22 protein-coding genes are annotated in these 23437 nt (G+C 72.0%); 12 read left to right on the top strand and 10 right to left on the bottom strand.

The window, feature by feature from the left end; genetic code table 11:
* Positions 1 to 22: 22 nt before the first annotated feature.
* On the top strand, positions 23 to 436 hold the full coding sequence (locus BM076_RS20950; protein ID WP_093715176.1) for a MarR family winged helix-turn-helix transcriptional regulator: 414 nt from the start codon (positions 23 to 25) through the stop codon (positions 434 to 436).
* A gap of 137 nt (positions 437 to 573) precedes the next feature.
* Here the strand turns inward: BM076_RS20950 and BM076_RS20945 are convergent, their stop codons facing one another.
* Positions 574 to 1332: a beta/alpha barrel domain-containing protein gene (locus BM076_RS20945; protein WP_093715175.1), complete on the bottom strand. Its 759-nt coding sequence runs from the start codon at positions 1330 to 1332 to the stop codon at positions 574 to 576.
* Positions 1333 to 1665: 333 nt separating this feature from the next.
* On the opposite strand from BM076_RS20945, the gene BM076_RS20940 reads away from it, so the two are divergent.
* The 5 genes from BM076_RS20940 to BM076_RS20920 all read left to right on the top strand — a co-directional run bounded on the left by BM076_RS20940 (position 1666) and on the right by BM076_RS20920 (position 7075).
* Entirely contained in the window at positions 1666 to 4215 is a 2550-nt protein-coding gene (locus BM076_RS20940; RefSeq protein ID WP_245796181.1) for a sensor histidine kinase, read from the top strand.
* Between the two features lie 26 nt (positions 4216 to 4241).
* Positions 4242 to 4736: a roadblock/LC7 domain-containing protein gene (locus BM076_RS20935; protein ID WP_245796180.1), complete on the top strand. Its 495-nt coding sequence runs from the start codon at positions 4242 to 4244 to the stop codon at positions 4734 to 4736.
* The gene (locus tag BM076_RS20930; RefSeq protein ID WP_093715173.1) at positions 4736 to 5128 is read left to right on the top strand and encodes a DUF742 domain-containing protein; all 393 of its coding nucleotides are present in this window, start codon (positions 4736 to 4738) and stop codon (positions 5126 to 5128) included. The genes BM076_RS20935 and BM076_RS20930 overlap by 1 nt, the downstream gene beginning before the upstream one ends.
* Entirely contained in the window at positions 5109 to 5717 is a 609-nt protein-coding gene (locus tag BM076_RS20925) for a GTP-binding protein (RefSeq protein ID WP_093715172.1), read from the top strand. Before BM076_RS20930 ends, BM076_RS20925 begins: the two co-directional genes overlap by 20 nt.
* 107 nt (positions 5718 to 5824) lie before the next feature.
* Positions 5825 to 7075: a styrene monooxygenase/indole monooxygenase family protein gene (locus BM076_RS20920; protein ID WP_093715255.1), complete on the top strand. Its 1251-nt coding sequence runs from the start codon at positions 5825 to 5827 to the stop codon at positions 7073 to 7075.
* Between the two features lie 65 nt (positions 7076 to 7140).
* Here BM076_RS20920 and BM076_RS20915 read toward each other — a convergent pair whose 3' ends face one another.
* The 5 genes from BM076_RS20915 to BM076_RS20895 form a co-directional block, all read right to left on the bottom strand.
* Positions 7141 to 8523, bottom strand: coding sequence for a C40 family peptidase (locus tag BM076_RS20915; RefSeq protein ID WP_093715171.1), 1383 nt, complete (start codon positions 8521 to 8523; stop codon positions 7141 to 7143).
* 534 nt (positions 8524 to 9057) lie between these two features.
* Complete coding sequence (locus BM076_RS20910; RefSeq protein WP_093715170.1) at positions 9058 to 10710, bottom strand: chitinase; 1653 nt, start codon at positions 10708 to 10710, stop codon at positions 9058 to 9060.
* A gap of 159 nt (positions 10711 to 10869) precedes the next feature.
* Positions 10870 to 11145 (bottom strand): hypothetical protein, encoded by a 276-nt coding sequence (locus BM076_RS20905; RefSeq protein WP_093715169.1) that lies wholly within the window; start codon positions 11143 to 11145, stop codon positions 10870 to 10872.
* 55 nt (positions 11146 to 11200) lie between these two features.
* A complete protein-coding gene (locus tag BM076_RS20900; protein WP_093715168.1) occupies positions 11201 to 11935 on the bottom strand; it encodes a TetR/AcrR family transcriptional regulator in 735 nt (244 codons plus the stop codon).
* Between the two features lie 67 nt (positions 11936 to 12002).
* Entirely contained in the window at positions 12003 to 12896 is an 894-nt protein-coding gene (locus BM076_RS20895) for an AurF N-oxygenase family protein (RefSeq protein ID WP_093715167.1), read from the bottom strand.
* A gap of 105 nt (positions 12897 to 13001) precedes the next feature.
* Between BM076_RS20895 and BM076_RS20890 the strand changes: the two genes are divergently transcribed.
* From BM076_RS20890 to BM076_RS20880, 3 genes are all read left to right on the top strand, one after another.
* A complete protein-coding gene (locus tag BM076_RS20890) occupies positions 13002 to 14108 on the top strand; it encodes a ferritin-like domain-containing protein (protein ID WP_093715166.1) in 1107 nt (368 codons plus the stop codon).
* A gap of 135 nt (positions 14109 to 14243) precedes the next feature.
* The gene (locus tag BM076_RS20885; protein WP_093715165.1) at positions 14244 to 15440 is read left to right on the top strand and encodes a CapA family protein; all 1197 of its coding nucleotides are present in this window, start codon (positions 14244 to 14246) and stop codon (positions 15438 to 15440) included.
* A gap of 339 nt (positions 15441 to 15779) precedes the next feature.
* Positions 15780 to 16529 (top strand): polysaccharide deacetylase family protein, encoded by a 750-nt coding sequence (locus BM076_RS20880; RefSeq protein ID WP_456151210.1) that lies wholly within the window; start codon positions 15780 to 15782, stop codon positions 16527 to 16529.
* 64 nt (positions 16530 to 16593) lie between these two features.
* On the opposite strand, the gene BM076_RS20875 is transcribed toward BM076_RS20880, so the two are convergent.
* On the bottom strand, positions 16594 to 18054 hold the full coding sequence (locus tag BM076_RS20875) for a penicillin-binding transpeptidase domain-containing protein (protein WP_093715164.1): 1461 nt from the start codon (positions 18052 to 18054) through the stop codon (positions 16594 to 16596).
* Positions 18051 to 19445, bottom strand: a complete 1395-nt coding sequence (locus BM076_RS20870; protein WP_093715163.1) for an FtsW/RodA/SpoVE family cell cycle protein — start codon at positions 19443 to 19445, stop codon at positions 18051 to 18053. Before BM076_RS20870 ends, BM076_RS20875 begins: the two co-directional genes overlap by 4 nt.
* A gap of 151 nt (positions 19446 to 19596) precedes the next feature.
* Here BM076_RS20870 and BM076_RS20865 point away from each other — a divergent pair, with 151 nt between their 5' ends.
* The 3 genes from BM076_RS20865 (at position 19597) to BM076_RS20855 (ending at position 21746) form a co-directional block, all read left to right on the top strand.
* Positions 19597 to 20250 (top strand): pentapeptide repeat-containing protein, encoded by a 654-nt coding sequence (locus tag BM076_RS20865; RefSeq protein ID WP_093715162.1) that lies wholly within the window; start codon positions 19597 to 19599, stop codon positions 20248 to 20250.
* Positions 20251 to 20322: 72 nt separating this feature from the next.
* Positions 20323 to 20814, top strand: a complete 492-nt coding sequence (locus tag BM076_RS20860; RefSeq protein WP_093715161.1) for a glutathione peroxidase — start codon at positions 20323 to 20325, stop codon at positions 20812 to 20814.
* Between the two features lie 425 nt (positions 20815 to 21239).
* Positions 21240 to 21746: a hypothetical protein gene (locus BM076_RS20855; RefSeq protein ID WP_143120602.1), complete on the top strand. Its 507-nt coding sequence runs from the start codon at positions 21240 to 21242 to the stop codon at positions 21744 to 21746.
* A 92-nt stretch (positions 21747 to 21838) separates the two neighbouring features.
* Here BM076_RS20855 and BM076_RS20850 read toward each other — a convergent pair whose 3' ends face one another.
* Both BM076_RS20850 and BM076_RS20845 read right to left on the bottom strand, forming a co-directional pair.
* Entirely contained in the window at positions 21839 to 22186 is a 348-nt protein-coding gene (locus BM076_RS20850) for a hypothetical protein (protein ID WP_093715159.1), read from the bottom strand.
* A 140-nt stretch (positions 22187 to 22326) separates the two neighbouring features.
* Positions 22327 to 23334, bottom strand: coding sequence for a helix-turn-helix transcriptional regulator (locus tag BM076_RS20845; RefSeq protein WP_093715158.1), 1008 nt, complete (start codon positions 23332 to 23334; stop codon positions 22327 to 22329).
* Positions 23335 to 23437 lie beyond the last annotated feature (103 nt).

Genomic DNA, 23437 nt, shown 5'->3' with positions numbered 1-23437 from the left:
GACGGACGGGCCCGGCACCGCCATGGACGCCCTGGAGCGTGAACTGACCGTGCTCTTCCGGCGCGCCCGGGCCGCCTCGGGCGAACTCGCCCGCGCCGTCCACCCGGAGCTGGAGCCGGCCGCGTACGGTCTGCTGGTCCGGCTGGAGGAGACCGAGCCGGAGCGGGCCACCGAACTGGCCGCGTACTTCGGCGTCGGCAAGGCCACCATGAGCCGCCAGCTGCGTGCCATGGAGGAGCTGGGCCTGGTCACCCGCGAGCCCGACCCCGCCGACGGCCGCGCTTTCCTGATGCGGCTCACCGCCGAGGGCCGCGAGCGCTTCGCCCGGGTCCGCACCGCCCGTCGCGAACGCTATCTGCGCCAGCTCACCGCCTGGGACCGCTCCGACGTCGCCGAACTCGCCCGCCTCCTCCAGCGCCTCAACAACGAGGAATAGCCTGCGGCTCGCTTCTGCCCCGAGAGCTGTCGCTCTGCGCCGGTGGTGCGCCCTGTCAGGGGCGCGAGGAACTGCGCGCGCAGCCGTCGCGGCGGCGAGCTGTGAAAACGGGCCGCGATGGGGACGGCGTCCTGACGTCACAGCTCCACAAGGGCGACGGTTGCGTCGTCGTGCCGCTTCCCGGACGGGAATTCCTCGGCGTCCTCGCGGGACCGTACGCGGGCGATCAGGGCGTCGGGGCCCGCCTTGCGGAGGAGGTCGAACACATCCGTCCAGCCGTCGTCGCCGAACACCTCGACGGTACGGGCGGCTCCGTCGGTGAGCGCGGCCAGCGCCCCTACGGCGGTGCGCGGTGTGCGGCCGGTCACCGCCCGCGCGGCCACGGCCGGATCGGCGGCGGCGGTGAAGAAACCGCCCTCCAGATTGCGCAGCGGCCCCACCCGTACGCCCGTCGCCCGCAGCCGGTCGATCCGGTCGTCGAGCACCGGGGTGACCACGCCGTCCGGCGCCCGGAGCAGCAGCGCGGAATCCGACAGCACCAAGTGCTCGACCCGCTCCTCGTCCCAGCGGGCCAGCACCACCGTGGCCTGCGGAGTCAGCGGGTGAGAAAGATCACAGGTGTCGCTGTGCGCCGCCGCGGTGCGGGCGATCGCGGCGGACAGGACGTCGGCGAGCGCCGACTCCGGCCGGGAAACGGACAGTTCGAGCAGCGCCCCGCCGAGCCGCGCGGTGAACCACGGCACCGAGTGCACACAGTCCCCGTTGTCCGGCGGCGGTGTCACCCCGTCCAGCAGCACCAGCGCGCCGCCCCGCCCGGAAGCGGGCAGGGCCACGGAAACGAAGTCCTCGTTCGGACGGTCGGGGGTGCCGGGCGCGGTGGCCGTCTCGATGCGCATGCGGCCAGTGTGCAGGAGCGCCCGTCGGCGTTCGAAAACCCGCACCCCCCACGACCACGGGAATTGGTACGGACCGCACTGATCATCGGCTGCGGGCGGGCATCCTGCCAAAGCTCACCGCACCGCGCCAGTGCCGTCCCGGAGGGGCGAAGTGTCCCCCCGGCCGCCGGACTTGTCGGTCAACTCATCGTTGCGATTCACTCGTTCGAGTGTCCGGGGGGACGACGCGTGGCACCCCTCCGGGCGGGGCTGCAAGGGTCGGAGAGCTTCTGCATATTCCCTGGGGGGAGACCCCCGGGCCCCGCCGGCGATACGTGATTGCGAGCACCGAAGTTGCGTGAACGACGTCAACCGCGTCAGCGGAGGGTCCGGCAGCGCCTGCTCGCCGCCCTGCTCGTCTGCGCCGTCACCGTCCTGGCCGCCGCCGTCCCCGGCGTCGCCCTGGCGGTCCGCGACCTGTCCCGGGCCCAGGACCGGGCGGACGCCGCACAGCTCACCACCCGCGCCACCGTGCTCGCCCACTTCCTCGCCGACGAGCGCGACGACCTCGCCTACTTCGCCGCCGACGGCCGGCAGGGCGAAAAGGGCGGCGGGCTCCCCGAATCCAGCCGCTCCCGGGTGGACCGCCAGGTCGCGGACGTCACCGCCGACGCCCCGGCGGACTTGCGCACCGCGCTCGCCGCGCTGCCCGGCATCCGGCAGCGGGCGCTCGGCGGCACGGGCGGCCCGCAGAGCGTCGTCACCGCCTACCAGCCGCTGATCGACGCCCTCGGCAGGACCGCGGGCCCGGTCACCTCGCCGCTCGGCCGGGCTGTGGACGCCGCCGCCGTCCAGCGCGGACTGCTGGTCTCCGCGCTCACCGCGGGCGGCGGCCAGCCGGATCTGACCGCCGCCGCCCAGGTCGCGCACGTCCAGGAGCAGGCGGCGCTCACCGAATTCCGCGCCACCGCCCCGGCCGGCCTGCGCGGCCGGTACGACAGCACCGTCACCGGCGCCGACACCGCGCAGGCCGACCGCGACCTCGCCGCCCTCCTCGACGGCCCCGAACTCACCCGCGCCGACCGGGACCTGGGCGCCAAGCCGGTCAACGCGGCGCTGACCGCCCGGATCGGCCTGATGCGTACGGTCGAGGCGTCCGCCGCCACCGACGAGGCCGCGGCCGCCGCCCACGACCGCGACGACCACGTCACCTCGCTCGAACTGCGCGCCGGACTCACCGCGTTGTGCCTGCTGCTCCTGGTGGCCGTCCTGGTCACCGCCTTCCGTGGGGTCACCCGGCCGCTGGCCGCCCTGCACCGCTGGTCGCGCGCCGAACCCGACAGCGGCCAGGGCGTGGAGGTGATCGGCTCCGACGAATTCGCCGCGGTCGCCCGCCGCGCCAACGCGCTGACCCAGGAGGCGCACGCGCTGCGCGCCCGCGCCGCCGACCTCACCGCCGACCGCACCCGCTCCCTCGGCGTGCACGGCGCGCTCTCCGCCGAGCGGGACGCGCTGCTGCGCCGCCAGGACGAACTGCTGCGCGCCCAGGACGACCTGACCCGGCGGCTGGCCGCCGCATCCGCCGAGGGCGCCGCCCAGCTCACCCACGTCAATCTCGGCCTGCGCACCCTGGGCCTGGTCGAGCGTCAACTCGCCCTCATCGAGGGCATGGAGGACAACGAGCAGGACCCGGAACGGCTGGAGACGATCTTCAAGCTGGACCACCTCGCCACCCGGATACGCCGCAACAGCGAGAATCTGCTGGTCCTCACCGGCACCGAGCACAGCCACGGCGCCGCCGCCCGCCCGGTCCCGCTGGTCGACGTGGCCCGCGCCGCCATATCCGAGGTGGAGCGCTACGAGCGGATCCGGATCCAGGTGCTCGCCGTCGCCCGGGTCGCGGGCCGCGCCGCCGACGACCTCAGCCACCTGCTGGCCGAACTGCTGGACAACGCCACCTCGTTCTCCGCCCCGCACGCCGAGGTCCATGTGTCCGGCTGGCTGCTGGAGGGCGGCGAGGTGATGCTCTCCGTCGAGGACGCGGGCATCGGCGTACCGCCCGAGCGGCTGGCCGAGCTGAACGCGGTCCTGGCCGACCCCGATCCGGCGCCGCCCGGCACCGTCTCCGGCATGGGCCTGTACGTGGTCTCCCGGCTCGCCCACCGGCACGGCATCCGGGTGCAGTTGCGGCCGCAGAAGCTCGGCGGCACCGCGGCCGTCGTCGTGCTGCCCCGCGTCCTGCTGCCGGCCGCGGAGCCCGACGAGCCGCCCGCCACCCCGGTGGAGGCGGCGCTCGCGGGCGAACCGCTGCCCGTGGAGGCGGAGTTGCCCGCCGGGGAAGCACCGGCAGCCGCGCCCGCGCCCGCGGCCGCGGCCGCGTTCGCGCCCGCGCCGGTCGCCGAGCACGCGCGACCGGCGCCCGACGGCGATGATGTGACGCAGCAACCGGTTCCTACCCGGCCCCGGCACCGTAGGGTGTCCTCACCCGTCCCGGCCGACCCGCCCGTCGCGCCGGCCGGGGGCAGCCTCACGGCCAAGGGGCTGCCGCAGCGGACGCCGCGCAGCAGCGGTCTGACCGGTGAGCCCGCGGTGCGCGAGCCGCAGCACGGGGGACCGGTCGACGCCGAGGCACTGCGGCAGCGACTGGGCGGACTGCAGCGGGGACTGCGGGCCGGCCGCAGGGATGTCGAGGAGGAGATCAGCACCGGTTCGTTCCCGCTGTCGGCGGAGCTGACCGGACGCACGGCGACAGGAGCACGGGGACCAGCGGTGGAGGGCGCCGCGGCCACGACCACGACGACGGACACGCAGGACGTGCGCGACACGCAGGACGTGCCGGACGTGCGGGGGGACGACCAGGGGGACGCAGGCCCAGCCGAAACCGTTGAGGAGGCGACCCGTTGAACGCGGTCGGCACGCAAACGAAGGACTTGAGTCATGAGGCGCGCAATCTCCAATGGCTGCTGCAGAGCTTCGTCGAGGAGGTGCCCGGGGTCCGCTCGGTCGCCGTGGTCTCCTCCGACGGCCTGCCGCTGATCAGTTCGCACTCCGCCGCCTCGGCGGCCGGACAGGACCCTTCCGGCGCCGACCCCGCCCTGCCGGCCCCCCGCAGAGCCCCCGGCAAGGCGGCCGGTGCCCACCGCGGCGACCTCGCCGCCGTCGTCTCGGGACTCGCCTCGCTGACCGTCGGCGCCGCCAAGCTGATGGACGGCGGCCGGGTCCGGCAGACCACCGTCGCGATGGCCGACGGCGCCCTGTTCGTGATGTCGATCAGCGACGGCTCGCTGCTGGGCGTGCACGGCGGCCCCGACTGCGACATGAGCGTCATCGCGTACCACATGGCCCTGTTCGTCGGTCGCGCCGGACATGTCCTGACCCCCGCACTGCGCACCGAATTGCGCCACGCCCTGGAGAGTGCCCGCTGATGCCGTCGCTGCCCCGACGCGGAGCCGACCGGCGCACCGCGCGCGTTCGCCCGTACGCTTTGACCGGAGGTCGCACCCGCTTCGGCCATGTGCTCATGGTCGAGACGTTCGTGGCCACCGTCGACGGACCGGGTGAACAGCTCGCCCTCACCAGGGGCGACTGGGCGGAACGCGTGATGCCGGAGTTGCGGGCGATCGTCGAACTGTGCCGCAGGATGCGGTCGGTGGCCGAGATCTCCGCGCTCCTGCGGATGCCGCTCGGCGTCGTCCGCGTACTGATCAGCGACCTGGCCGACCAGGGAAGGATTCGCGTGTACGGAACCGGGCACGGGCCCGGCGGTCCCGACCGCGCGCTGCTCGAAAGGGTGCTCAGTGGACTTCGCCGGCTCTGACCAGCAGGACGGCCTGCAGGACTGGCAGAAGGAACGCGGCCGGGCGCCGGTCTCCACCAAGATCGTGGTGGCGGGCGGCTTCGGCGTGGGCAAGACCACCTTCGTCGGTGCCGTCTCCGAGATCGCCCCGCTCACCACCGAGGCGGTGATGACGCAGGCCAGCGAGGCCGTCGACGACCTCGCGGCCACCCCGGACAAGACCACCACCACGGTGGCCATGGACTTCGGCCGGATCACCCTCGACCAGGACCTGGTGCTCTATGTGTTCGGCACGCCGGGCCAGCAGCGCTTCTGGTTCATGTGGGACGACTTGGTGCGCGGCGCGATCGGCGCGGTCGTGCTCGCCGACACCCGGCGGCTGGCCGACTGCTTCCCCGCGCTGGACTACTTCGAGGGCACGGGCCTGCCGTACACGGTCGCGGTCAACCAGTTCGAGGGCACGGCCGAGTACACCCCGGACGACGTCTGCGAGGCGCTGGCCGTACCCACCCACATCCCCGTATTGGTGATAGACGCTCGCAAGCGGTATTCAGTGGTGGAGGCACTGCTGGCGCTGGTCGGACACGCCCTGTCGGAACAGCCCCTGTAGCGGCCGTTGTTGCCGCCCTCTCACAGCACGCGGCAGGCAGCACGCAGCGCACAGCACGCAGTGCACAGCACACCGTACGAATGTCCGTCGACCCGAAGCGAGCCGCCTTGCGCAAGATACTCATCGTCGGAGCCGGTCAGGCCGGGCTCCAACTCGCCCTGGGACTCCAGTCCCACGGCTACGACGTCACCGTGATGTCCAACCGCACGGCCGACGAGATACGCACCGGCCGGGTGATGTCCACCCAGTGCATGTTCGCCACCGCGCTGCAGCACGAGCGCGACCTCGGCCTGAACTTCTGGGAGGACCAGGCGCCGCGGATCGAGGGCCTCGGCGTCTCGGTGTCCGCGCCCGACGCCGGCCGCGCCATCGACTGGGTCGGCAGGCTGCGCGGTCACGCCCAGTCCGTCGACCAGCGGGTGAAGATGGCCGGCTGGATGGAGACCTTCACCGAACGCGGCGGCAAGCTGGTCATCCACGGCGTGGCCGTCTCCGACCTGGACTACTTCGCCCGCGCCTACGACCTGGTGCTGGTCGCGGCCGGCAAGGGCGAGATCGTCTCCATGTTCCGCAGGGACGCGGCGCGTTCGCCCTACGACGCCCCGCAGCGGGCCCTCGCCGTCTCCTATGTGCACGGCCTCGGGCCGCGGCCCGAGCACCCCGACTTCCTGGCCGTGCGGTGCAATCTCGTGCCGGGCGTCGGCGAACTCTTCGTGATGCCGACCCTGACCACCTCGGGCCCCGCCGACATCCTGTTCTGGGAGGGCGTGCCCGGCGGCCCGGTCGACGTCTTCCAGGGCATCAAGGACCCGGCCGAGCACCTGCGGCTGACGCTGGAGCTGATGCGGCGGTTCGTCCCGTGGGAGTACGACCGGGCCCGCTCGGTGGAGCTGACCGACGCGGGCGGCACGCTGGCCGGCCGCTACGCCCCCACCGTGCGCCGGCCGATCGGTGAACTGCCCTCCGGCGGGCTGGTGTTGGGCGTCGCGGACGTCGTGGTGGCCAATGACCCGATCACCGGCCAGGGTTCCAACAACGCCGCCAAATGTGCGGCCTCGTACCTGGCGAGCATCGTGGAGCGCGGCGCCGAGCCCTTCGACCGGGACTGGATGCAGAGCGCCTTCGACCGCTACTGGAACCACGCGGCGCCGGTCACCAAGTGGACCAACGCGATGCTGGCGCCGCCGCCGGAGCATGTGCTCGGGCTGATCGGCGCCGCGGGCGGCCTCCAGCCGGTCGCCGACCGGTTCGCCAACGGCTTCGACGACCCGGCCGACTACGAGCGGTGGTTCTTCGACCCGGAGCTGGCCGGGGCGTATCTGGCCGAGGTGCAGGCCGCGGCCGGTCCCGCCGCGTAGCAGTCGGCCACCAGTCGCCGGCCACCAGTCGCCGGCCGCCGGGACCCGGCCCCGGGCAGGTGCCGTCAGCCGCCGTCGGTGGCGGTCGGCGTGGGCGAGGCCGGGTCGCCGGGCGGCGGGGTCGCCGGGTCGGTCGGAGTGCCGGTCGGCGTGGGCGTCGGCGTCGGGGTCGTCTTCACCGGCGGGGTGCTCTCGCCCGGCGTCGGCGTCACCGGGTGCGCGGGCGGGGTGCTGCCCGTGCCGCCCTTGGCCTTGCCGGCGCCGGTCCCCTTGGACGTACTGCGCGGCGCCGGCGGTGTCACCTGCGGGCGGAAGGGCGTCGGCTGCTCCGCCTGCTCGGGGATCTTCGGCAGCGTGTAGTCCTTGGCCGGGGCCTTGCCGAGGTCGGGGCGGACGGCGCCCAGTATCGGGTTGGCGGCGATCGGCGAGACCTTCACCACCGAGCCGGGGCGCGGCGCCTGGATGACCAGGCCGTTGCCGATGTAGATCGCCACATGGGTGGCGCCGGAGAAGTAGATCACCAGGTCGCCGGGGCGCAGCAGCTCCAGCGGCACGTGCGGGAGCTGCGCCCACTGCTCCTGGCTGGTGCGCGGGATCGGCACCCCGGCGTGCAGCCAGGACTGCGAGGTCAGCCCCGAGCAGTCGAAGGAGTCCGGGCCCTGCGCGCCCCACACGTACGGCTTGCCGAGCTGCATGAAGGCGTAGGCGATGGCCCGCTTGCCGGCGTCGGACGGCAGCCGGCTGTCGGCGTTGTCACCGAGCGCCTTGGAGTCCAGGAAGTCCTGCTGCGCCTTGTTGACGCCCTTCTCCTCCAGCGTCTGCAGCTGGTCGATCTGCACGCCGGACAGGCCGGCCAGTATCGACTCGACCTGCTTGAGGTGCCGCTCGACGGTGGTCTTCCTGGCCTGCTGGACGGCGAGCGCGCTCTGCGCCTTGTCGAGCGCCTGCTGGGCCTGGGTGTTCAGCTCGGACAGCTTCCGCTCGCCGCTGGTCAGCTCGTCGAGCACGTCCTGCTGGTGGTCGGCGGCCCGGTCCAGGACGTGCCGCTGGCCGAAGAAGTCCTGTGGGGTCTGGCCGGTGAGCATCGACAGGTACGGCGAGACGCTGCCGTCCTTGTACATCTGCCGGGCCATCAGACCGACCTCGTCGCGCTTGTCGGCGACCGAGACCCGCTGGTCGGCCAGTTGCGCGTCGATCGTGTCGGCCTTGGCCTTCTGCTGGTCCGCGGCCTCCTTGGCCTTGTTGTACGACTCGGTGGCGCTCTCCGTCTGCGCGTAGAGCGTCTGGAGGGTGGTCAGCAGATCGGGCAGGGAGACCGCGGGCGCGGCGGGCGGCGGGTCGTACGGCCGGGCCGCCGCCTGCTGGGCCGGCAGGGCGAGGGCCGCCGCCGCGAGCAGGGTTCCGCAGACCGCGGCGGAGCGCAGCCACCTCCTGGCACCTCGGGTCACTGACTACCCCTCATCTCCCGTAACCGGCGGGTAACACGCTACGCGTTCCGCATCCTGCCACGAACTGTCATATGTTCGACAGGGGGAATGGGCGATTCCGCCCAACCCGGTCACCCGCCAAGGTGACCTTTGCCCCCCGATCACCTGTCCGTAACCCGTCTCCGGCCGCAGTGCCCCGGCCGGGGGCGTCGGCCGCCGTGGCCGAGCAGACCGGCGCGCCGCCGTCCGTCACGGCCACCGTCGCACCGGGCTCCGCCGTACCGGTGACCTCCGGCGTCGCGGTGACGGTCGCGCCCTCGGCGGGCGCGGGGCGGTGAAGCCGCCGGCCGCCCAGGCGGCCACGCCCGGCGAGCCGTTGCCCAGCGGCATCGAGGTGATCGGGTCGGTGTTGGGCGACCCGAGGACGAGGTCGGACCTTCGGACACGACGAGCTGAACTCGCGTGCGCGGGCAGCAAAAAGCGTACGGCCCGGTCACCGCCCTCGGCGGCCGGGCCGTACGCGTATGGGTCCCCCGGCGGGGAACTACTCGGCGGTCAGCCGAAGTAGCTGTCGAAGTTGTTCTGGAACTCGCCGTTGTTGAAGCGGTCCCAGTTGATCGACCACGTCATCAGGCCGCGCAGCGAGGGCCAGGTGCCGTGGGTGGTGTAGCCGCCGCAGTTGGTCTTCTTGGTCAGGCAGTCCAGTGCCTGGTCGACCTGGGACGGGGCGACGTAGCCGTTGCCCGCGTTGACCGAGGCGGGCATGCCGATGGCCACCTGGGAGGGGGCCAGCGCCGGGAACATGTTGGCGGTGTTGCCGGCCACCGGGAAGCCGGTGAGCAGCATGTCGGTCATCGCGATGTGGAAGTCCGCGCCGCCCATGGTGTGGTACTGGTTGTCCAGGCCCATGATCGGGCCGGAGTTGTAGTCCTGGACGTGCAGCAGCGTCAGGTCGCCGCGCAGCGCGTAGATCACCGGCAGGTAGGCGCCGCAGCGCGGGTCCTGGCCGTTCCAGGGGCCCGAGCCGTAGAACTGGTAGCCGTTCTGCACGAAGAAGGTCTCCGGCGCCATCGTCAGCACGAAGCCGCTGCCGTACCTGGCCTTGAGCGACTTCACCGCCGAGATCAGGTTCACGATCACCGGGGTGGTCGGGTTCTTGAAGTCGGTGTCACCGGTGTTCAGGGACAGCGAGTGGCCCTCGAAGTCGATGTCGATGCCGTTGAGGCCCCACTGGTCGATGATCGAACTCACCGAGGAGACAAAGGCGTCACGCGCCGCCGTGGTGGTGAGCTGGACCTCGCCGTTGGCGCCGCCGATGGACAGCAGCACCTTCTTGCCCTTGGCCTGCTTGGCCTTGATCGCGGCCTTGAAATCGGCGTCGGACTCCACCGACGGGCACTCGCTGACCGAGCAGCGGTTGAAGTGGATCTGCCCGGAGGTCGGCGAGCTGGTCTCGCCGAAGGCCAGGTCGATGATGTCCCAACTGTCCGGCACGTCCGCCAGCTTGGTGTAGCCCGAGCCGTTGGCGAAGGTCTCGTGCAGATAGCCGACCAGCGCGTGCGTGGGCAGGTCGCCGGACGGCGGCGGCGAGGTCGGGGGAGTCGTCGGCGGGGTCGTGGGCGGCGTGGTCGGAGGAGTGGTGGGCGGGGTCGTCGGGGGAGTGGTGGGAGGTGTGGTCGGCGGCGTCGTGGTGCCGCTGCCCGGTCCCTGGAGCGAGATGTCGTCGGCGAGGTACGCGGGCTGCCCGTACCAGCCGTGCACGAAGACCGCGGCGCTGGTCTGGCTCGCGCCGGTGGTGAAGGAGACGCTCAACTGGGCGTAGCCGCTGCCCGTTCCGGGCGTCCAGGTGCTCGCGCCGCCGTCCACGCCGAGGTAGACGTAGGAGCCCTTGACCTGGGCGGTCAGGGTGTACGTGGTGCTGGGCGCGACGGAGACGGTCTGCTTGCACTGGGCGGTGCCGCTCGCGCTCGGCGTGCCCTGGAGCGCGTAACTGCCGCTGTGCGCCTGGCCGCTGACGACGGTGGCGGTGCCCGCGTCGCAGCTCCAGCCGGACAGGCCACCGGTCTCGAAGCCGCCGTTGGTGAGGAATTCGCCCGCGCTGGCGGACGGGGCCAGTGCCACGAGTCCGCCGAGCGCGGTCGCGGCGGCGAGCGTGGCGGAGGCGGCGATGAAGGTTCTGGGTCTGGTGCGCAGTGCGGTGGAGAGCATGGGGGGATGCTCCTTCGGTGAAGGACGGCGCATGTCACCGGGCAGCAAACAGGTCCAGACCAATCATGTCAATGGTCCGGACCAGTAAGGAGGATGATCGCTCCCGGATCGTTCACGTTTCACCGACGTTCACGTCACCGGAGGTCACGGCACGCGCGGTCACGCCTTTCCGTGCGCGCTCCTGCTCCACGGCCACTTGAGGCCGTCGGGCCGCTCGCCCTCCGGGTCGTAGACGAACACCCAGCGGGTACGGCGGGCGCCGCGCGGCCCGGGGCTCGGCTCGCGGTGGTAGAGGTGCACCGTCGGCGGGCCGCCCTCCGGCGCGGGCACGGGCACGCTGTAGGTCCGCGGCGGCTGCCCGGTCGTCCCGGTGAGCACCGCGAGCACCCGCCCGTCCAGCGGGCCCCCGACGAATTCCGTGTCCTCGTGTCGCATTCGCCCAGGATGGCACGGCGGAACCGCCGCGGCCCCCCGGTCCGGGACCGTACCCTCAGGAAGCCCCTGGGAGCAGATGTGCGACCGCCTCCGCCAGCGGCGCGACCCGCCGCGCGAGACCGCCCGCCGGACTGTCCGGCGTCTCCTGGGCCAGCGCGCGGGCGGCGGCCTCGGCCGCCTCCGGGTCGGTGGTCGCCGTCACCAGCAGCAGCCCGATGAAGTGGTCCACCAGCCAGGCCCGCAGCTCCGCGACCGGCGGCTGCTTGCCCTCGTCCAGCCAGATCAGCGAGACCGCCTCCACCGACGCGATCCAGGAGCGGACCATCATCGCGAGCCGCGGCCCGGGCGCGCTCACCCCGAGGTGGTGCAGCACCTGTTCGGCGGCCCGGCGGCGTACGTCGTCCACGATCGCGTCGGTGCGGCTGGTCTCCGCGACGCTGCCGCCGCGCAGCAGCGCGCCGTACGCGGCGTCGTGCTCGTCCACATACGCCAGATAGCGGTCCAGGGCGTCCGAGAGCCGCTCGGTGGGCGGGCCCTCGGACGGCACGTCGAAGCGGCCGATCAGCTCCTGCGCGGCCCCGAGCACCGCGGCCTCGTACAACTGCTGCTTGCCGCCCGGGAAGTAGCGGTAGACCAGCGGCCGGGACACGCCGGCGGCCGCGGCCACGTCGTCCACCGACACGTCCTCGGGGCTGCGGTGGCCGAACAGGTCGACGGCCGCCGCCAGCAATTGCGTACGGCGCTGCTCCACGGTCATCCGGCGGTATGCGGGCGCCGCGCTGCTGGTCATGCCAGCAGCGTAACGGCTCGCACAGGTGAGCGGGCCGGTCCGCGGCCACGTCCCCACCGGACGTGCGCTACCCGAGCAGCCCCGAGGACTTCCACAGTCGGCGGCTCGGGCCCTTGATCAGCCCGATCTCGTCCAGGAAGTCCATCAGGCGCTTGGCGGACTGGGCCATCACGTCCCGGCGGTGCGGGCTGGTGCGGGCCTGCTCGACGGCCTGCGCCACATCCAGGCCCACCGACGCGTACACCTTCGGGCTGATCAGCGATCGGGCGATGGTCCTGGCCGCCTGCGCGGAGGAAAGCCGGGTGAATTCGATCTCCCAGCGCGGCGCCGTCTCCATCTGCCGGCGCAACTCCTCGCGCGCGTACCGGATGTGCCGGGCCTCCTCGACCACGTGGATCCGGGTCACGCCCCGCACGAACGGCTGGATCCGCTCGTCCGGGAAGGTCAGCCGCTGCATCCAGTCCAGGATCTCCTCGGCCAGCAGGGTGCCGGTGAAGGCGCCGGGCGTGGTGGAAACCGTCTTGATCACCCGGCCGAGCTGGTGGTCGAGCCGGCTGGGCCGGTAGGTGGGGGTGCCCATCTTCGTCACCGCGCGGGCGAACATCTTGGAGTGCCGGCACTCGTCGGCGATCTCGGTCAGCGCGTACCGCACGTGCGCGCTGGTCGGCTCCAGGTCGTAGGTGTGCCGCAGCAGCAGCTGCATCAGGATCGTCTCGAACCACACGCCGATCGCGCACAGGGACGCGGCCTCGTGCTTGCTCAGCTCGATGCGCTGCTCCTGCGACATCCCCTTCCACAGCGGGGTGTCGTAGAGCGACACCAGCTCCGGCGGCCAGTACCAGGCGCCCTCGTCGAAGGGCTTGTCCCAGTCCAGCTCGGTGTCCGGGTCGAACGAGTGCTTGGCGGACGCGGCCAGCAGCCGCTCCGCGGTCTTCTCGCGGTCGATCAGGCTCGTGTCCATCGTGAAGTGGCCTCCGGCGCATGAGGGTTACCAGCGGTACAGGTCTTATGAGACTCTGTGTCAACAAGCCCGTCAAGACCTCGCGCACAGGGATTGGAGCCGCCGATGTCGACGGAAGGTCTGTACACCCAGCCGCCCACCGAGTGGATCTGGCAGGTCCCGGCCCAGGGCGCCGCCCGCTTCTCCTGGGAGTACGGCGACGGTCGCGAACGCCTGCTCGCCCTCTACCAGAAGGGCAAGGACAAGCAGTGGGACGCGGCCAAGCGGATCGCCTGGGACCTGGAGGTCGACCCGTACGACCCGCTCGGCACCCCCGACGAGGCCATGTCGATCTACGGCAGCCGCTACTGGGACGCGATGAACGCGCGCGACCGCGGGCTGCTGCGCCAGCACTACACCGCCTGGCAGTTCAGCCAGTTCCTGCACGGCGAGCAGGGCGCGATGATCTGCGCCGCGCGGATCGTGGAGTCGGTGCCCGACCTGGACGCGAAGTTCTACTCCGCCACCCAGACCATGGACGAGGCCCGGCACGCCGAGGTGTACGGCCGCTTCCTCCAGGACAAGGTCGGCATGGTCTACCCGATCAACGACAATCTCCAGGCGCTGCTCGGCGACACCCTGCGCGACTCCCGCTGGGACATGCCCTACCTCGGCATGCAGGTGCTCATCGAGGGCCTGGCGCTGGCCGCCTTCGGCATGATCCGCGACACCACCACCAAGCCGCTGCCCAAGCAGATCCTGGCGTACGTCATGCAGGACGAGGCCCGGCACGTCGCCTTCGGGCGGATGGCGCTGCGCGACTACTACAAGCAGCTGTCCGACACCGAACTGCGCGAGCGCGAGGACTTCGTCATCGAGGGCTGCTACCTGATGCGGGACCGGCTGCGCGGCCTGGAGGTGCTGGAGAACTTCGGTATCCCGACCGACGAGGCCGCGGAGATGACCGAGCGCTCGGAATTCCTGCACCTGTTCCGCAAGCTGCTCTTCAGCCGGATCGTGCCCTGCGTGAAGGACATCGGCCTGTGGGGGCCGCGCCTTCAGAAGGCGTACCTCGACATGGGCGTCTTCGACCTCGGCGACTCCAATCTCGACCTGCTGATGGACCAGGACGAGGAGATCGCCGAGAAGCTCGACGCGGAACGCTTCGCGGCGGAGGAGCGGGAGCGGGTGGCGGAGGTGACCGACATGATCGCGCAGGGCGCCCAGGACTGAACGGGGGCACGCCCCGGCCGGCGGCGACCTGGCCGGACGCGATCCGACCGGACGTGTTCCGGCAGGTGGCCGTGACCGACCGGCTGTGACCCGGTCGACAGCCGCCCCGCGAAAAGCGGATCGTACGCTTGTCCGATGAGCGAGGGACACCGGCCGCGGTCGCGGCGCGAAATACGCCGGGCCAGGGCGCGGCGCCGCCGAAGAAACACCGCGGTCGGCGGCGCCGTCCTGCTGCTCGCCGCCGCCGGCTCGGCGTACGCGGCCTACGGCCGCGACAGCGGCTCCGCCCCGCGTACGGAGAGCGGCGCCCGGCCCGCTACGGATTCGACCGCGACCACGACCGCGATGCCTTCGCTGAAGCCCACCGTGGACGCCGCCTCCCGCCCCGCCGAGCCCACCGGCACGGTGACCCTCGCCTTCGCCGGTGACGTCCACTTCACCGAGCGCACCGCCGGCCGGCTCGGCGTCACCCCGGCGCTCGGCCCGATGTCGCGGACGCTGGCCGCCGCCGACTTCTCGATGGTCAACCTGGAGTCCGCGATCACCACCCGCGGCACCGCGCAGGCCAAGAAGTACCACTTCAGGACCACCCCGGACGCGCTGAGCGCACTCCAGCGCTCCGGCGTCGACGCCGTCACCATGGCCAACAACCATGCCGTCGACTACGGCTCCCAGGGCCTGGCCGACAGCCTCGCGGCCCAGCACGACGCGCCCGTCCCGGTCGTCGGCATCGGCGCCGACGCGGCCGAGGCGTACCGCCCGTACACCACCACGGTCAACGGTGTCCGCCTCGCCGTGCTCGCCGCCAGCCAGGTCTACGACATCACCAACCAGAACTTCCGGGCCACCGCCACCGCCCCCGGTATCGCCTCCGCGCTGGACCGGCCGCGGCTGCTGAAGGCGGTCAGGGACGCCAAGGCGCACGCCGACGTCGTGGTGGTCTACCTGCACTGGGGCGTCGAGGGCCAGAAGTGCCCGGTGGCCGACCAGAAGTCGATCGCCGCCGACCTGTCCGCGGCCGGCGCCACCGCGGTGGTCGGCACCCACGCCCATGTGATGCTCGGCTCCGGCATGCTCGGCCCGACCTATGTGGCGTACGGCTTCGGCAACTTCCTCTGGTACGGCACCTCCCCGTACCCGAACTCCGACGAGACCGGCGTCACCACCCTGACCGTCAGCCGCGGCAAGGTCACCGGCGCCGCCTTCACACCGGGCCTGGTGGACGGCGCCGGCGTACCGCAGCCGCAGCAGGGCGCGGCCGGGCGGCGGATCACCGACCGGTACGCGCAACTGCGCCGGTGCACCGGACTCACGGCGCCGCCCGCGCGCTGACCGCCTGCCCGTCCCGTACCCCGATCGTGTACATCGTCCGGATTCTGTAACGGCGGCACCGCCGGACGGTACGGGCGGAACCGGCCCCACCCGACCCGCATCTATTCGGTCGCGGTGCACGGAGAACGGACGGGTGTGCGAACCCGGTACGGGCGGCCGGCACCCGGGGGACGCGCGCGGGACGGCGCGCGGACAGCCGAGTGATACGACGAGGGCGGGCGGGTACACACGATGACCGGACGGCGATTCTCGCTGGCACGACTCAAGGCGATGCCGCAGGCGTTGGCCATCACCATGGCGGTGCTCGTCGTGGTGGTCGCGGCGGTGGCCAGCGCCACCCTGGCCCGTCACCCGGGCCGGGCGGCGGCGCACGGCGGCACCACCACCGGCGTCAACGGGGGCGTCGACGGCGGCACCGGCGGCAAGGGCGGCAGTTCCGGCGAGGGCGCCGACCCGGCGACCCACAAGCCGACCGTGGCGCCGGTCCCGGACTCCATCCAGCACCAGCCGGAGGCGCCGGGCCAGGCCGTCAACATCACCATCGACGACGGCCCCGACCCGGTCTGGACGCCCAAGGTGCTCCAGGTCCTCAAGGACAACGGGGTGCACGCCACCTTCTGCATGATCGGCCCGCAGGCCAAGGCCCACCCCGACCTCGTCCGCGCGGTCGTCGCCGCCGGGCACCGGCTGTGCGACCACACCGTCAGCCACGACGAGTCGATGGACCACAAGCCGTTCGCGTACCAGCAAAAGGAGATCATGGACGCGCTCGGCATGATCCAGGACGCGGCGGGCGGCGCGCCCGTGCAGTACTACCGCGCCCCGGGCGGCGCCTTCACCCCGGCCAGCCGCGCCCTCGCCGCCCAGCACGGCATGCGCCCGCTCGGCTGGAACATCGACACCAAGGACTTCTCCCGGCCCGGCGTCGCCACGATCATGCAGACCATCAAGTACGAGATCCACAACGGCCCGACGATCCTCTTCCACGACGGCGGTGGCGACCGCTCGCAGACCGTCGAGGCGCTCAAGGAAGCGCTGCCGTGGCTGAAGCAGCAGGGCTACGCCTTCAGCTTCCCCAAGGTGAAGTGACCCCTCCGAAGGTGACCCCGAACCCTCCCGGAGCGACCCCGAGCCCTCCCGGCGCCGCCGGCCGCTAGCCGCCCGCCAGCACCGCCTGCATGACCGACCGTGCGATCGGCGCCGCGTTCCCGCCGCCGGAGATGTCCGCCCGGTCCGCCTCCGCGTCCTCCACGACCACCGCGACGGCCACGGACGCGGACGAGCCGCCGGGCGGCTTCGCGTAGGAGATGAACCAGGCGTACGGCGTCCCGGTGTTGTCCACCCCGTGCTGCGCGGTGCCGGTCTTGCCGCCGACGACGACACCGGGGATCGCCGCGTTGGTCCCGGTGCCCTCGCTCACCACCGCCTCCATCAACTGCTGGAGCTTCTGCGCCGTCTCGCCGCTGACCGCCCGGTGCAGGGTGCGCGGCTGGGTGCCGGCGACGGTCGCGCCGCTGTGATTGGTCACCGAGTCCACCAGATACGGCGTCATCAGCGTCCCGCCGTTGCCGACCGCCGCCGCCACCATCGCCATCTGGAGCGGGGTCGCGGTGGTGTCGAACTGCCCGATCGAGGACAGCGCCACCTGGTCCGGGCTCATGGCCGTGTCGAAATTGCTCTTCGCCACCGCCGGCGGGATCCGCAGCCGCGTGTCGTTGAAGCCGAACGCCTGCGCCTGCGCCGTCATCCCGGCGAGCCCCACGTCGGCGCCCAACTTGGCGAAGACGGTGTTGCACGAGACCCGGAAGGCGTCGTAGACACTGGCGTTCGCGCAGCCGCCCGCCTCATTGCCGATCGAGACCGTCGTCCCCGGCAGCCGGTACGGGTCCGGCGACCGTGTCGGCGCCCGCAGGTCGGTGACCTCGCCGGACTGGAGCGCGGCGGCGGCCGTGACGACCTTGAAGGTCGAACCCGGCGGATACGTCTGCCGGATAGCCCGGTCCAGCATCGGCTGCGCGGTGTCCGCGTTCAGCTCCCGCCAGGCGCCGGTGGTGTCCGTGCCGGTGCCCGACAGCAGTGCCGGGTCGTACGACGGCGACGACACCAGCGCCAGGATGCGCCCGGTCGCCGGGTCCACCGCGGCCACCGCGCCCCTGCGGCCCGCGAGACCCCGGTAGGCGGCCTGCTGCGCCGCCGCGCTGATCGTGGTGTGCACATCGCCGCCGCGCTGCCGGGCCCGGGTGATCTCGTTCCACAGCGGCACCGACGCCAACTCCTCGGCCTGGCCGGACAGCACGTCGTCCTCGGTGCCCTCCAGCAGCGTCGTGCCGTACAGCTGCGAGGCGAAGCCGGTCACCGGCGCGTACAGCGGACCGTTGGCGTAGGTGCGCAGATACCGCAGCCGGCCGCCGCCGTCCCGCGACCCGGTGACCCGCGCGCCGCCGACGAGGATGTCGCCGCGCGGCTGGTCGTAGCGGGCGATCGCGATCCGCCGGTTCGCCGGATTGCCGTTGTACGAACCCGCCTGGACCACCTGCACCCGGCCCGCGTTGACCAGCAGCGCGACCAGCAGCAGGAAGCAGAAGGCGGCGGCGTGCCGCACACAGCGGATCACCGGGTCCGCTCCAGCGGCGTCAGCGGCTCCTGCGGCCCGGCGGACACCTCGGGCGCCGGCCGGCGGGCGCTGTCGCTGACCCGGATCAGCAGCGCCACGATGATCCAGTTGGTGACCACCGAGGAGCCGCCCTGCGCCAGGAACGGCATCGCCATGCCCGTCATCGGGATCAGGTCCATCACCCCGCCGGCGATCACGAACACCTGGAGCGCCAGGATCGAGGCAAGACCCACCGCGAGCAGCCGCCCGAACGGGTCGCGCAGCGCCAGCCCGGACCGGAAGCCGCGCGCCACCAGCAGCGCGTACAGCAGGAACAGCGCGGTCAGCCCGACCAGGCCCAGCTCCTCGCCCGCCGTCGCCAGGATGAAGTCCGACTTGGCGGCGAAGCCGATCAGCGCCGACTGCCCCTGGCCGAGCCCGGTGCCCAGCACCCCGCCGTCGGCGAAGGCGAACAGCGACTGGGCGATCTGATTGGGGCCGAGGCCCGCGTCGATCGTCGCGAAGGGGTGCAGCCAGTCCTGCACCCGGCTGTGCACGTGGGGCTCCAGCAGACCGACCGCGACCGCGCCGACCCCGGCCAGCAGCAGCCCCACCGCGATCCAGCCGGTCCGCCCGGTCGCCACGTACAGCATGATCACGAACAGGCCGAAGAACAGCAGCGAGGTGCCCAGGTCCCGCTCCACCACCAGCACACCGACGCTGATCAGCCAGATCGCCACCACCGGGCCGAGCACCCGTCCGGTCGGCAGCTGCAGCCGCCACACCCGGCGGCCCGCGTACGCCAGCGCCGCGCGGTTGGCCGACAGATAGGCGGCGAAGAAGACCGCGAGCAGCACCTTCGCGAACTCGCCCGGCTGGAAGGAGAATCCGGCGACCCGCACCCAGATCTTGGCGCCGTTGATGGCCGGGAAGAAGATCGGCAGCACCATCAGCAGCAGCGCGCCGGTCACGCTGATGTACGCGTAACGCGCCGGACCCCGGTGGTCGCGCAGCACCAGCACCACCGCGATGAACAGCGCGACGCCGAGCGTGGACCAGATGAGCTGGGCCGGCGCGGCCCGGCCGCCGAGCGACGGCTCCAGGTCCAGGCGGTAGATCAGCACCAGCCCGAAGCCGTTGAGCAGCACCGCGATCGGCAGCAGCAGCGGATCGGCGTACGGCGCGCGGGCCCGTACCGCGCCGTGCGCCAGCAGCGCCAGCACCCCGAGCCCGGCGCCGTAACCGGCCGCGCCCGGCGGCACCGCGCCGTCCTTGGCGAGCCCGACCTCCGCGTAGCCGTACACCGAGATCAGCACCGCGGCGACGATCAGCGACAGTTCCACACCGCGGCGCCTGGCCGGGCGGGCGGCGGCCGGGGGAGCGTCCGCCGACGCGGCGCTGGTTGCGCTCATGGGCTGCAACCTAGCAAGGGGTGGGGTGTATGTCCGTTAAGTCGGGCCGCCGGTGGGGCGCGGGCGGCCCGGCGGACGCTCCCAGGCCCCGACCCGAGCCCAGCCCCGAGCCCCGCCCCGGCCTGTCGCACCCCGCGCGTACGCTGGCCGGGTGACGCCCCCGGACGAACTCGCCGACCTCCCGTACGCCGATCTGCTGCGCCCCCACACCGGCCCGCTGGCCGTCGAGGGGGACTACGACACCGTCCACTTCGACCGGCTCACGGTCGGGGAGGACGCGGCGAACGGCGCCCGCTTCCTGGAGTGCGCGGTCACCGACTGCACCTTCACCGGCACCACCCTGCGCCGCGCCAGGATCAACGACCTGTGGGCGGCCGGCAGCCGCCTCACCGGCGTCTCGCTCGCCGAGAGCGACTGGCTGGACTCCGCGCTCACCGCCTGCTCACTGGCCGGCGTGGAGGCGTACGGCGCCGTGCTGCGCCGGGTGGTCTTCCGCCGCTGCAAGCTGGACTCGGTGAATCTGCGCGGCACCGCGCTGCACGACGTGGCCTTCGAGGACTGCGTGCTGCGCGACGTCGACTTCGGCGAGGCCAGGCTGAACGGGGTGACCTTCGCCGGCAGCCGGCTGGAGCGCGCCCGCCTCGGCCGTGCCACGCTGAAGAACGCCGACCTGCGCGGCGCGCTCGCCATCGACCTCGCCGACGGGTACGAATCGCTGCGCGGCGCCGTCATCGACTCCGCGCAGCTGCTCGACCTGGCCCCCGCGCTCGCCCGGACCCTGGGCATCACGGTCAAGGACCGCTGAGCGCGCCCTGTCCCGATCGTTCGACTCAGGCACTCGATTACTCAGGCACTCGATGAAGGAGACCCCTTACCCATGAGCACCCTCTACGACATTCCGCTGCACACCATCGACGGCACGCCCACCACCCTCGGCGAGCACCGCGGCAAGGCCCTGCTGCTGGTCAATGTGGCCTCCAAGTGCGGGCTGACCCCGCAGTACGAGGGCCTGGAGCGGCTGCAGAAGCGCTACGCCGACCGCGGCTTCACGGTGCTGGGCGTGCCGTGCAACCAGTTCGGCGGCCAGGAGCCCGGCAGCGCCGAGGAGATCCAGACCTTCTGCTCCACCACCTACGGCGTCAGCTTCCCGCTGCTGGAGAAGACGGACGTCAATGGCGTGAACCGGCATCCGCTCTACGCCAGGCTCACCGAGGTGCCCGACGCGGCGGGCGAGGCCGGTGACATCACCTGGAATTTCGAGAAGTTCCTGGTCAGCGCCTCGGGAGAGATCGTCGGGCGATTCCGTCCTGCCACCGAGCCGGAGGCTGCCGAGGTCATTGGGGCGATTGAGGCGCAGCTTCCTTCGTGACCTTGACACCGCCGTAGATGCGCGATTGCGCCATGGCAGAATCCGGCCGGTCGGTGGACATTGTCCGGATCACCCTGTTCCTGGAACGCTCTTCTTACCGCCCCGGCGAGGAAGGGACAGCGGCAGTGCAGCAGGAGATCGATTTCCGTAGCGGACACCTTTGTGTCGACACGGATCCTGCGCTGTGCGTTCCCTGCCAGGAGCGGTTGGATCGGCAACTCGCCTTGCTTCCCCGGGTATACGGCGAGTTGGAGGTGGCACTCGTACCGGCGCCGGACTCCGGCGACCGACTGACCGGCACTGCCCGGCCCGGCATCCCCCTGAACGGGCCGGCTGTCGAGGCGCGCGCCGCCATACGAGGCACACTCGCCTCCTGGGCCGATCTGATAGTCGAGGGCCGCACCGTCCGTCTCCCCCTACGGACGGTGCCGGCCCTCGCAGCCTTCCTCCGCCGCCATCTCGGCTGGCTGGCCGTACATCCGGCAGCCGAGGACGCGGCGACGGAGATCGACGCGCTGGTGCAGCGGTCCCTGCGGATCGCGCGCCCGCGCCACGACCGGCGGATCCCCGTCGGCCCCTGCATCGCCAACGGCTGCCGAGGCCGCCTCACGGCGGTCGCCCGCGACCCGGGCTCGGCACTCCCGTCGGCCGTCGAATGCGACGCCGACCCCACCCACACCTGGCCCCCCGAGCGCTGGCGGGCGCTCTACCGCAACCTCCCGGCCCGGCCCACCGGCCTGAGCGCCCGGGAGATCTCCACCGCCTGGCGCATCCCGGCCGGCACCGTCCACTGGCTCGCCGACGAGCACCAGTGGCGGCGCAGCCGCGACGGCCGCCAGGTCTACTACGCCCAGGAGGACGTCCTGGACACCCTCGGCCGCGACCGGCTGGAGAGCCGCGGCCGGCTTGAGAGGGACTCCACGTCCCCCTGAGCCCCACAGATTCCCCCCACAATGCAGGAAACGCTGTACGGCCCGTGAATATCGCTCACGGGCCGTACAGCGCTGCGCGGAGGGCGGGAATACTAGACCGACACCTCGGACGGTGCTGCGGCGGTGGCGGCGACACTCGGGAACCAGTTGGCGGGCTGAGCACCGGGGAACCAGTTGTCCGGCGTGCTGGTGGGGAACCAGTTCACCGCCTCCGTGCCCGGGAACCAATTGTCCGCGGCGACGGAGGGGAACCAGTTGGCGGGCTGAGCACCGGGGAACCAGTTGTCCGGCGTGACGGGCGTGTCCACGGTCGCAATGGGCGTCGGCTGTGAATCCGAGCCCGCGTCCGCGAACGCGACGGCTGTTCCGGTACCCGACGACAGTGCGAGCACCAGTGTGGCGACGGCAGAAACCTTGGTCGTGTGCCGGATACGCGACATCGTGATCCTTCGTTGGAGGGCGAACGCAGAAACGCAGATGCGTAATGAGATACGCGTAGCCCTGCCGATGATGTCAAAATCGGACAGCGGTGGGCGAGATTCCGGTTCTGCGTATGTGCGCCATGGCGCGAACGCGCAGGTCAAATCAACCCGTGTGCCGCGGCAAGCACTCCCGCCTGGAAGCGGCTGTCCGCCTGGAGATACCTCATGATCTCCGACACCAGGCGACTCACAGTGCGCAGGGATACCCCTAGTTTGCGGGCTATCCGCTCGTCTGTCAGCCCGTTGGCGAGAAGCCGCATCGTCGTGCGGTGCTGCTCGGTCAGTTCGCCGTCCGCTTCGAAGGTGCCCGCGGATTTCGCCGAGTACGGCACGGCGCGCAGCCAGCAGTCCTCGTAGAGCGCCAGATACGACCGTACGAGGGCCGCGCCGCGGACAATCACCGCCGGGCCGGAAGGGTTGTCGGGATTGGCCGACACAAGAGCGCTGTGGGAATCCGCGATCAGCAGGTCGAAAGGAACCTGCGGAGCCAGTCGCACTTCGACGCCGGTGGCCGACAATTCCGTCAGGTATTTACGCTGACGCGGTGCCGAATTAATGCTCTGTCCGTACACCGCACGGACCTTGATACCGCGTTCGATAAGTGCGCTGTCCGCCGCCAGGGAATGTACGAGAACTTCGGCCGGTGGCAGCGGGCCCGGATGCATCGAGCCGGTCGATTCGGTGATCCTCGCGTTGAAATCACCGATGGACTGCCTTTTCCTGTTGTCCCCTATGAGCAGTTCGACCTCGATCTCGGCCGCGTCGCGCAGCACCGCGGGGCGATAGCGCTCCATGAGCGACTCGGCCGCCCTGACGATCGCCGAGAGCTCGTCGCGCTGCGCCCTGAGCGCCTCGCGCTGTCGTGCCAGCAGACCGATGAGAGCGGTGTCGGGCTCGACCGAATCGACTTCCTCCGGCACCCGGCCGGGGCGTATGAGGCCCAGTTCGTCCAGCTCCGCCCAGCCGGCCCGCGCCTCGGCCTCGGTCAGCCCGATGCCCGCGGCGGCCTTCTCCGGGGCTATGGAACCGTTGGTGCGCAGCGTCTGGTAGAGGGCGAGTCCGATGTCTTCCGCATCCGCCCCGCCACCCCGAACGACTCCCGCCACGGCTTGCCCCCTCTCGTCACGGCGCGCCCGGCACGCAGACCGGACCGCAGTGTTCCGACAGCACCGGAAACGACTCTAGCAATGGTCCTGTCCTATGCCGACG

It is taken from the genome of Actinacidiphila alni (assembly GCF_900112845.1).
GTDB lineage: Bacteria > Actinomycetota > Actinomycetes > Streptomycetales > Streptomycetaceae > Actinacidiphila > Actinacidiphila alni.
The sequence above is the reverse complement of the archived record's forward strand: the minus strand, read 5'-3'. Positions and strand labels throughout refer to the sequence as shown.

Excerpts from the sequence above, each read along its gene's own strand:
- BM076_RS20890 (WP_093715166.1), top strand. The coding sequence starts at position 13,002 with ATGTCGACGGAAGGTCTGTACACCCAGCCGCCCACCGAGTGGATCTGG.
- BM076_RS20860 (WP_093715161.1), top strand. The coding sequence starts at position 20,323 with ATGAGCACCCTCTACGACATTCCGCTGCACACCATCGACGGCACGCCC.
- BM076_RS20910 (WP_093715170.1), bottom strand. The coding sequence starts at position 10,710 with ATGCTCTCCACCGCACTGCGCACCAGACCCAGAACCTTCATCGCCGCC.
- BM076_RS20905 (WP_093715169.1), bottom strand. The coding sequence starts at position 11,145 with ATGCGACACGAGGACACGGAATTCGTCGGGGGCCCGCTGGACGGGCGG.
- BM076_RS20900 (WP_093715168.1), bottom strand. The coding sequence starts at position 11,935 with ATGACCAGCAGCGCGGCGCCCGCATACCGCCGGATGACCGTGGAGCAG.
- BM076_RS20945 (WP_093715175.1), bottom strand. The coding sequence starts at position 1,332 with ATGCGCATCGAGACGGCCACCGCGCCCGGCACCCCCGACCGTCCGAAC.
- BM076_RS20950 (WP_093715176.1), top strand. The coding sequence starts at position 23 with ATGGACGCCCTGGAGCGTGAACTGACCGTGCTCTTCCGGCGCGCCCGG.
- BM076_RS20850 (WP_093715159.1), bottom strand. The coding sequence starts at position 22,186 with ATGTCGCGTATCCGGCACACGACCAAGGTTTCTGCCGTCGCCACACTG.
- BM076_RS20895 (WP_093715167.1), bottom strand. The coding sequence starts at position 12,896 with ATGGACACGAGCCTGATCGACCGCGAGAAGACCGCGGAGCGGCTGCTG.
- BM076_RS20930 (WP_093715173.1), top strand. The coding sequence starts at position 4,736 with ATGCCGTCGCTGCCCCGACGCGGAGCCGACCGGCGCACCGCGCGCGTT.
- BM076_RS20885 (WP_093715165.1), top strand. The coding sequence starts at position 14,244 with ATGAGCGAGGGACACCGGCCGCGGTCGCGGCGCGAAATACGCCGGGCC.
- BM076_RS20870 (WP_093715163.1), bottom strand. The coding sequence starts at position 19,445 with ATGAGCGCAACCAGCGCCGCGTCGGCGGACGCTCCCCCGGCCGCCGCC.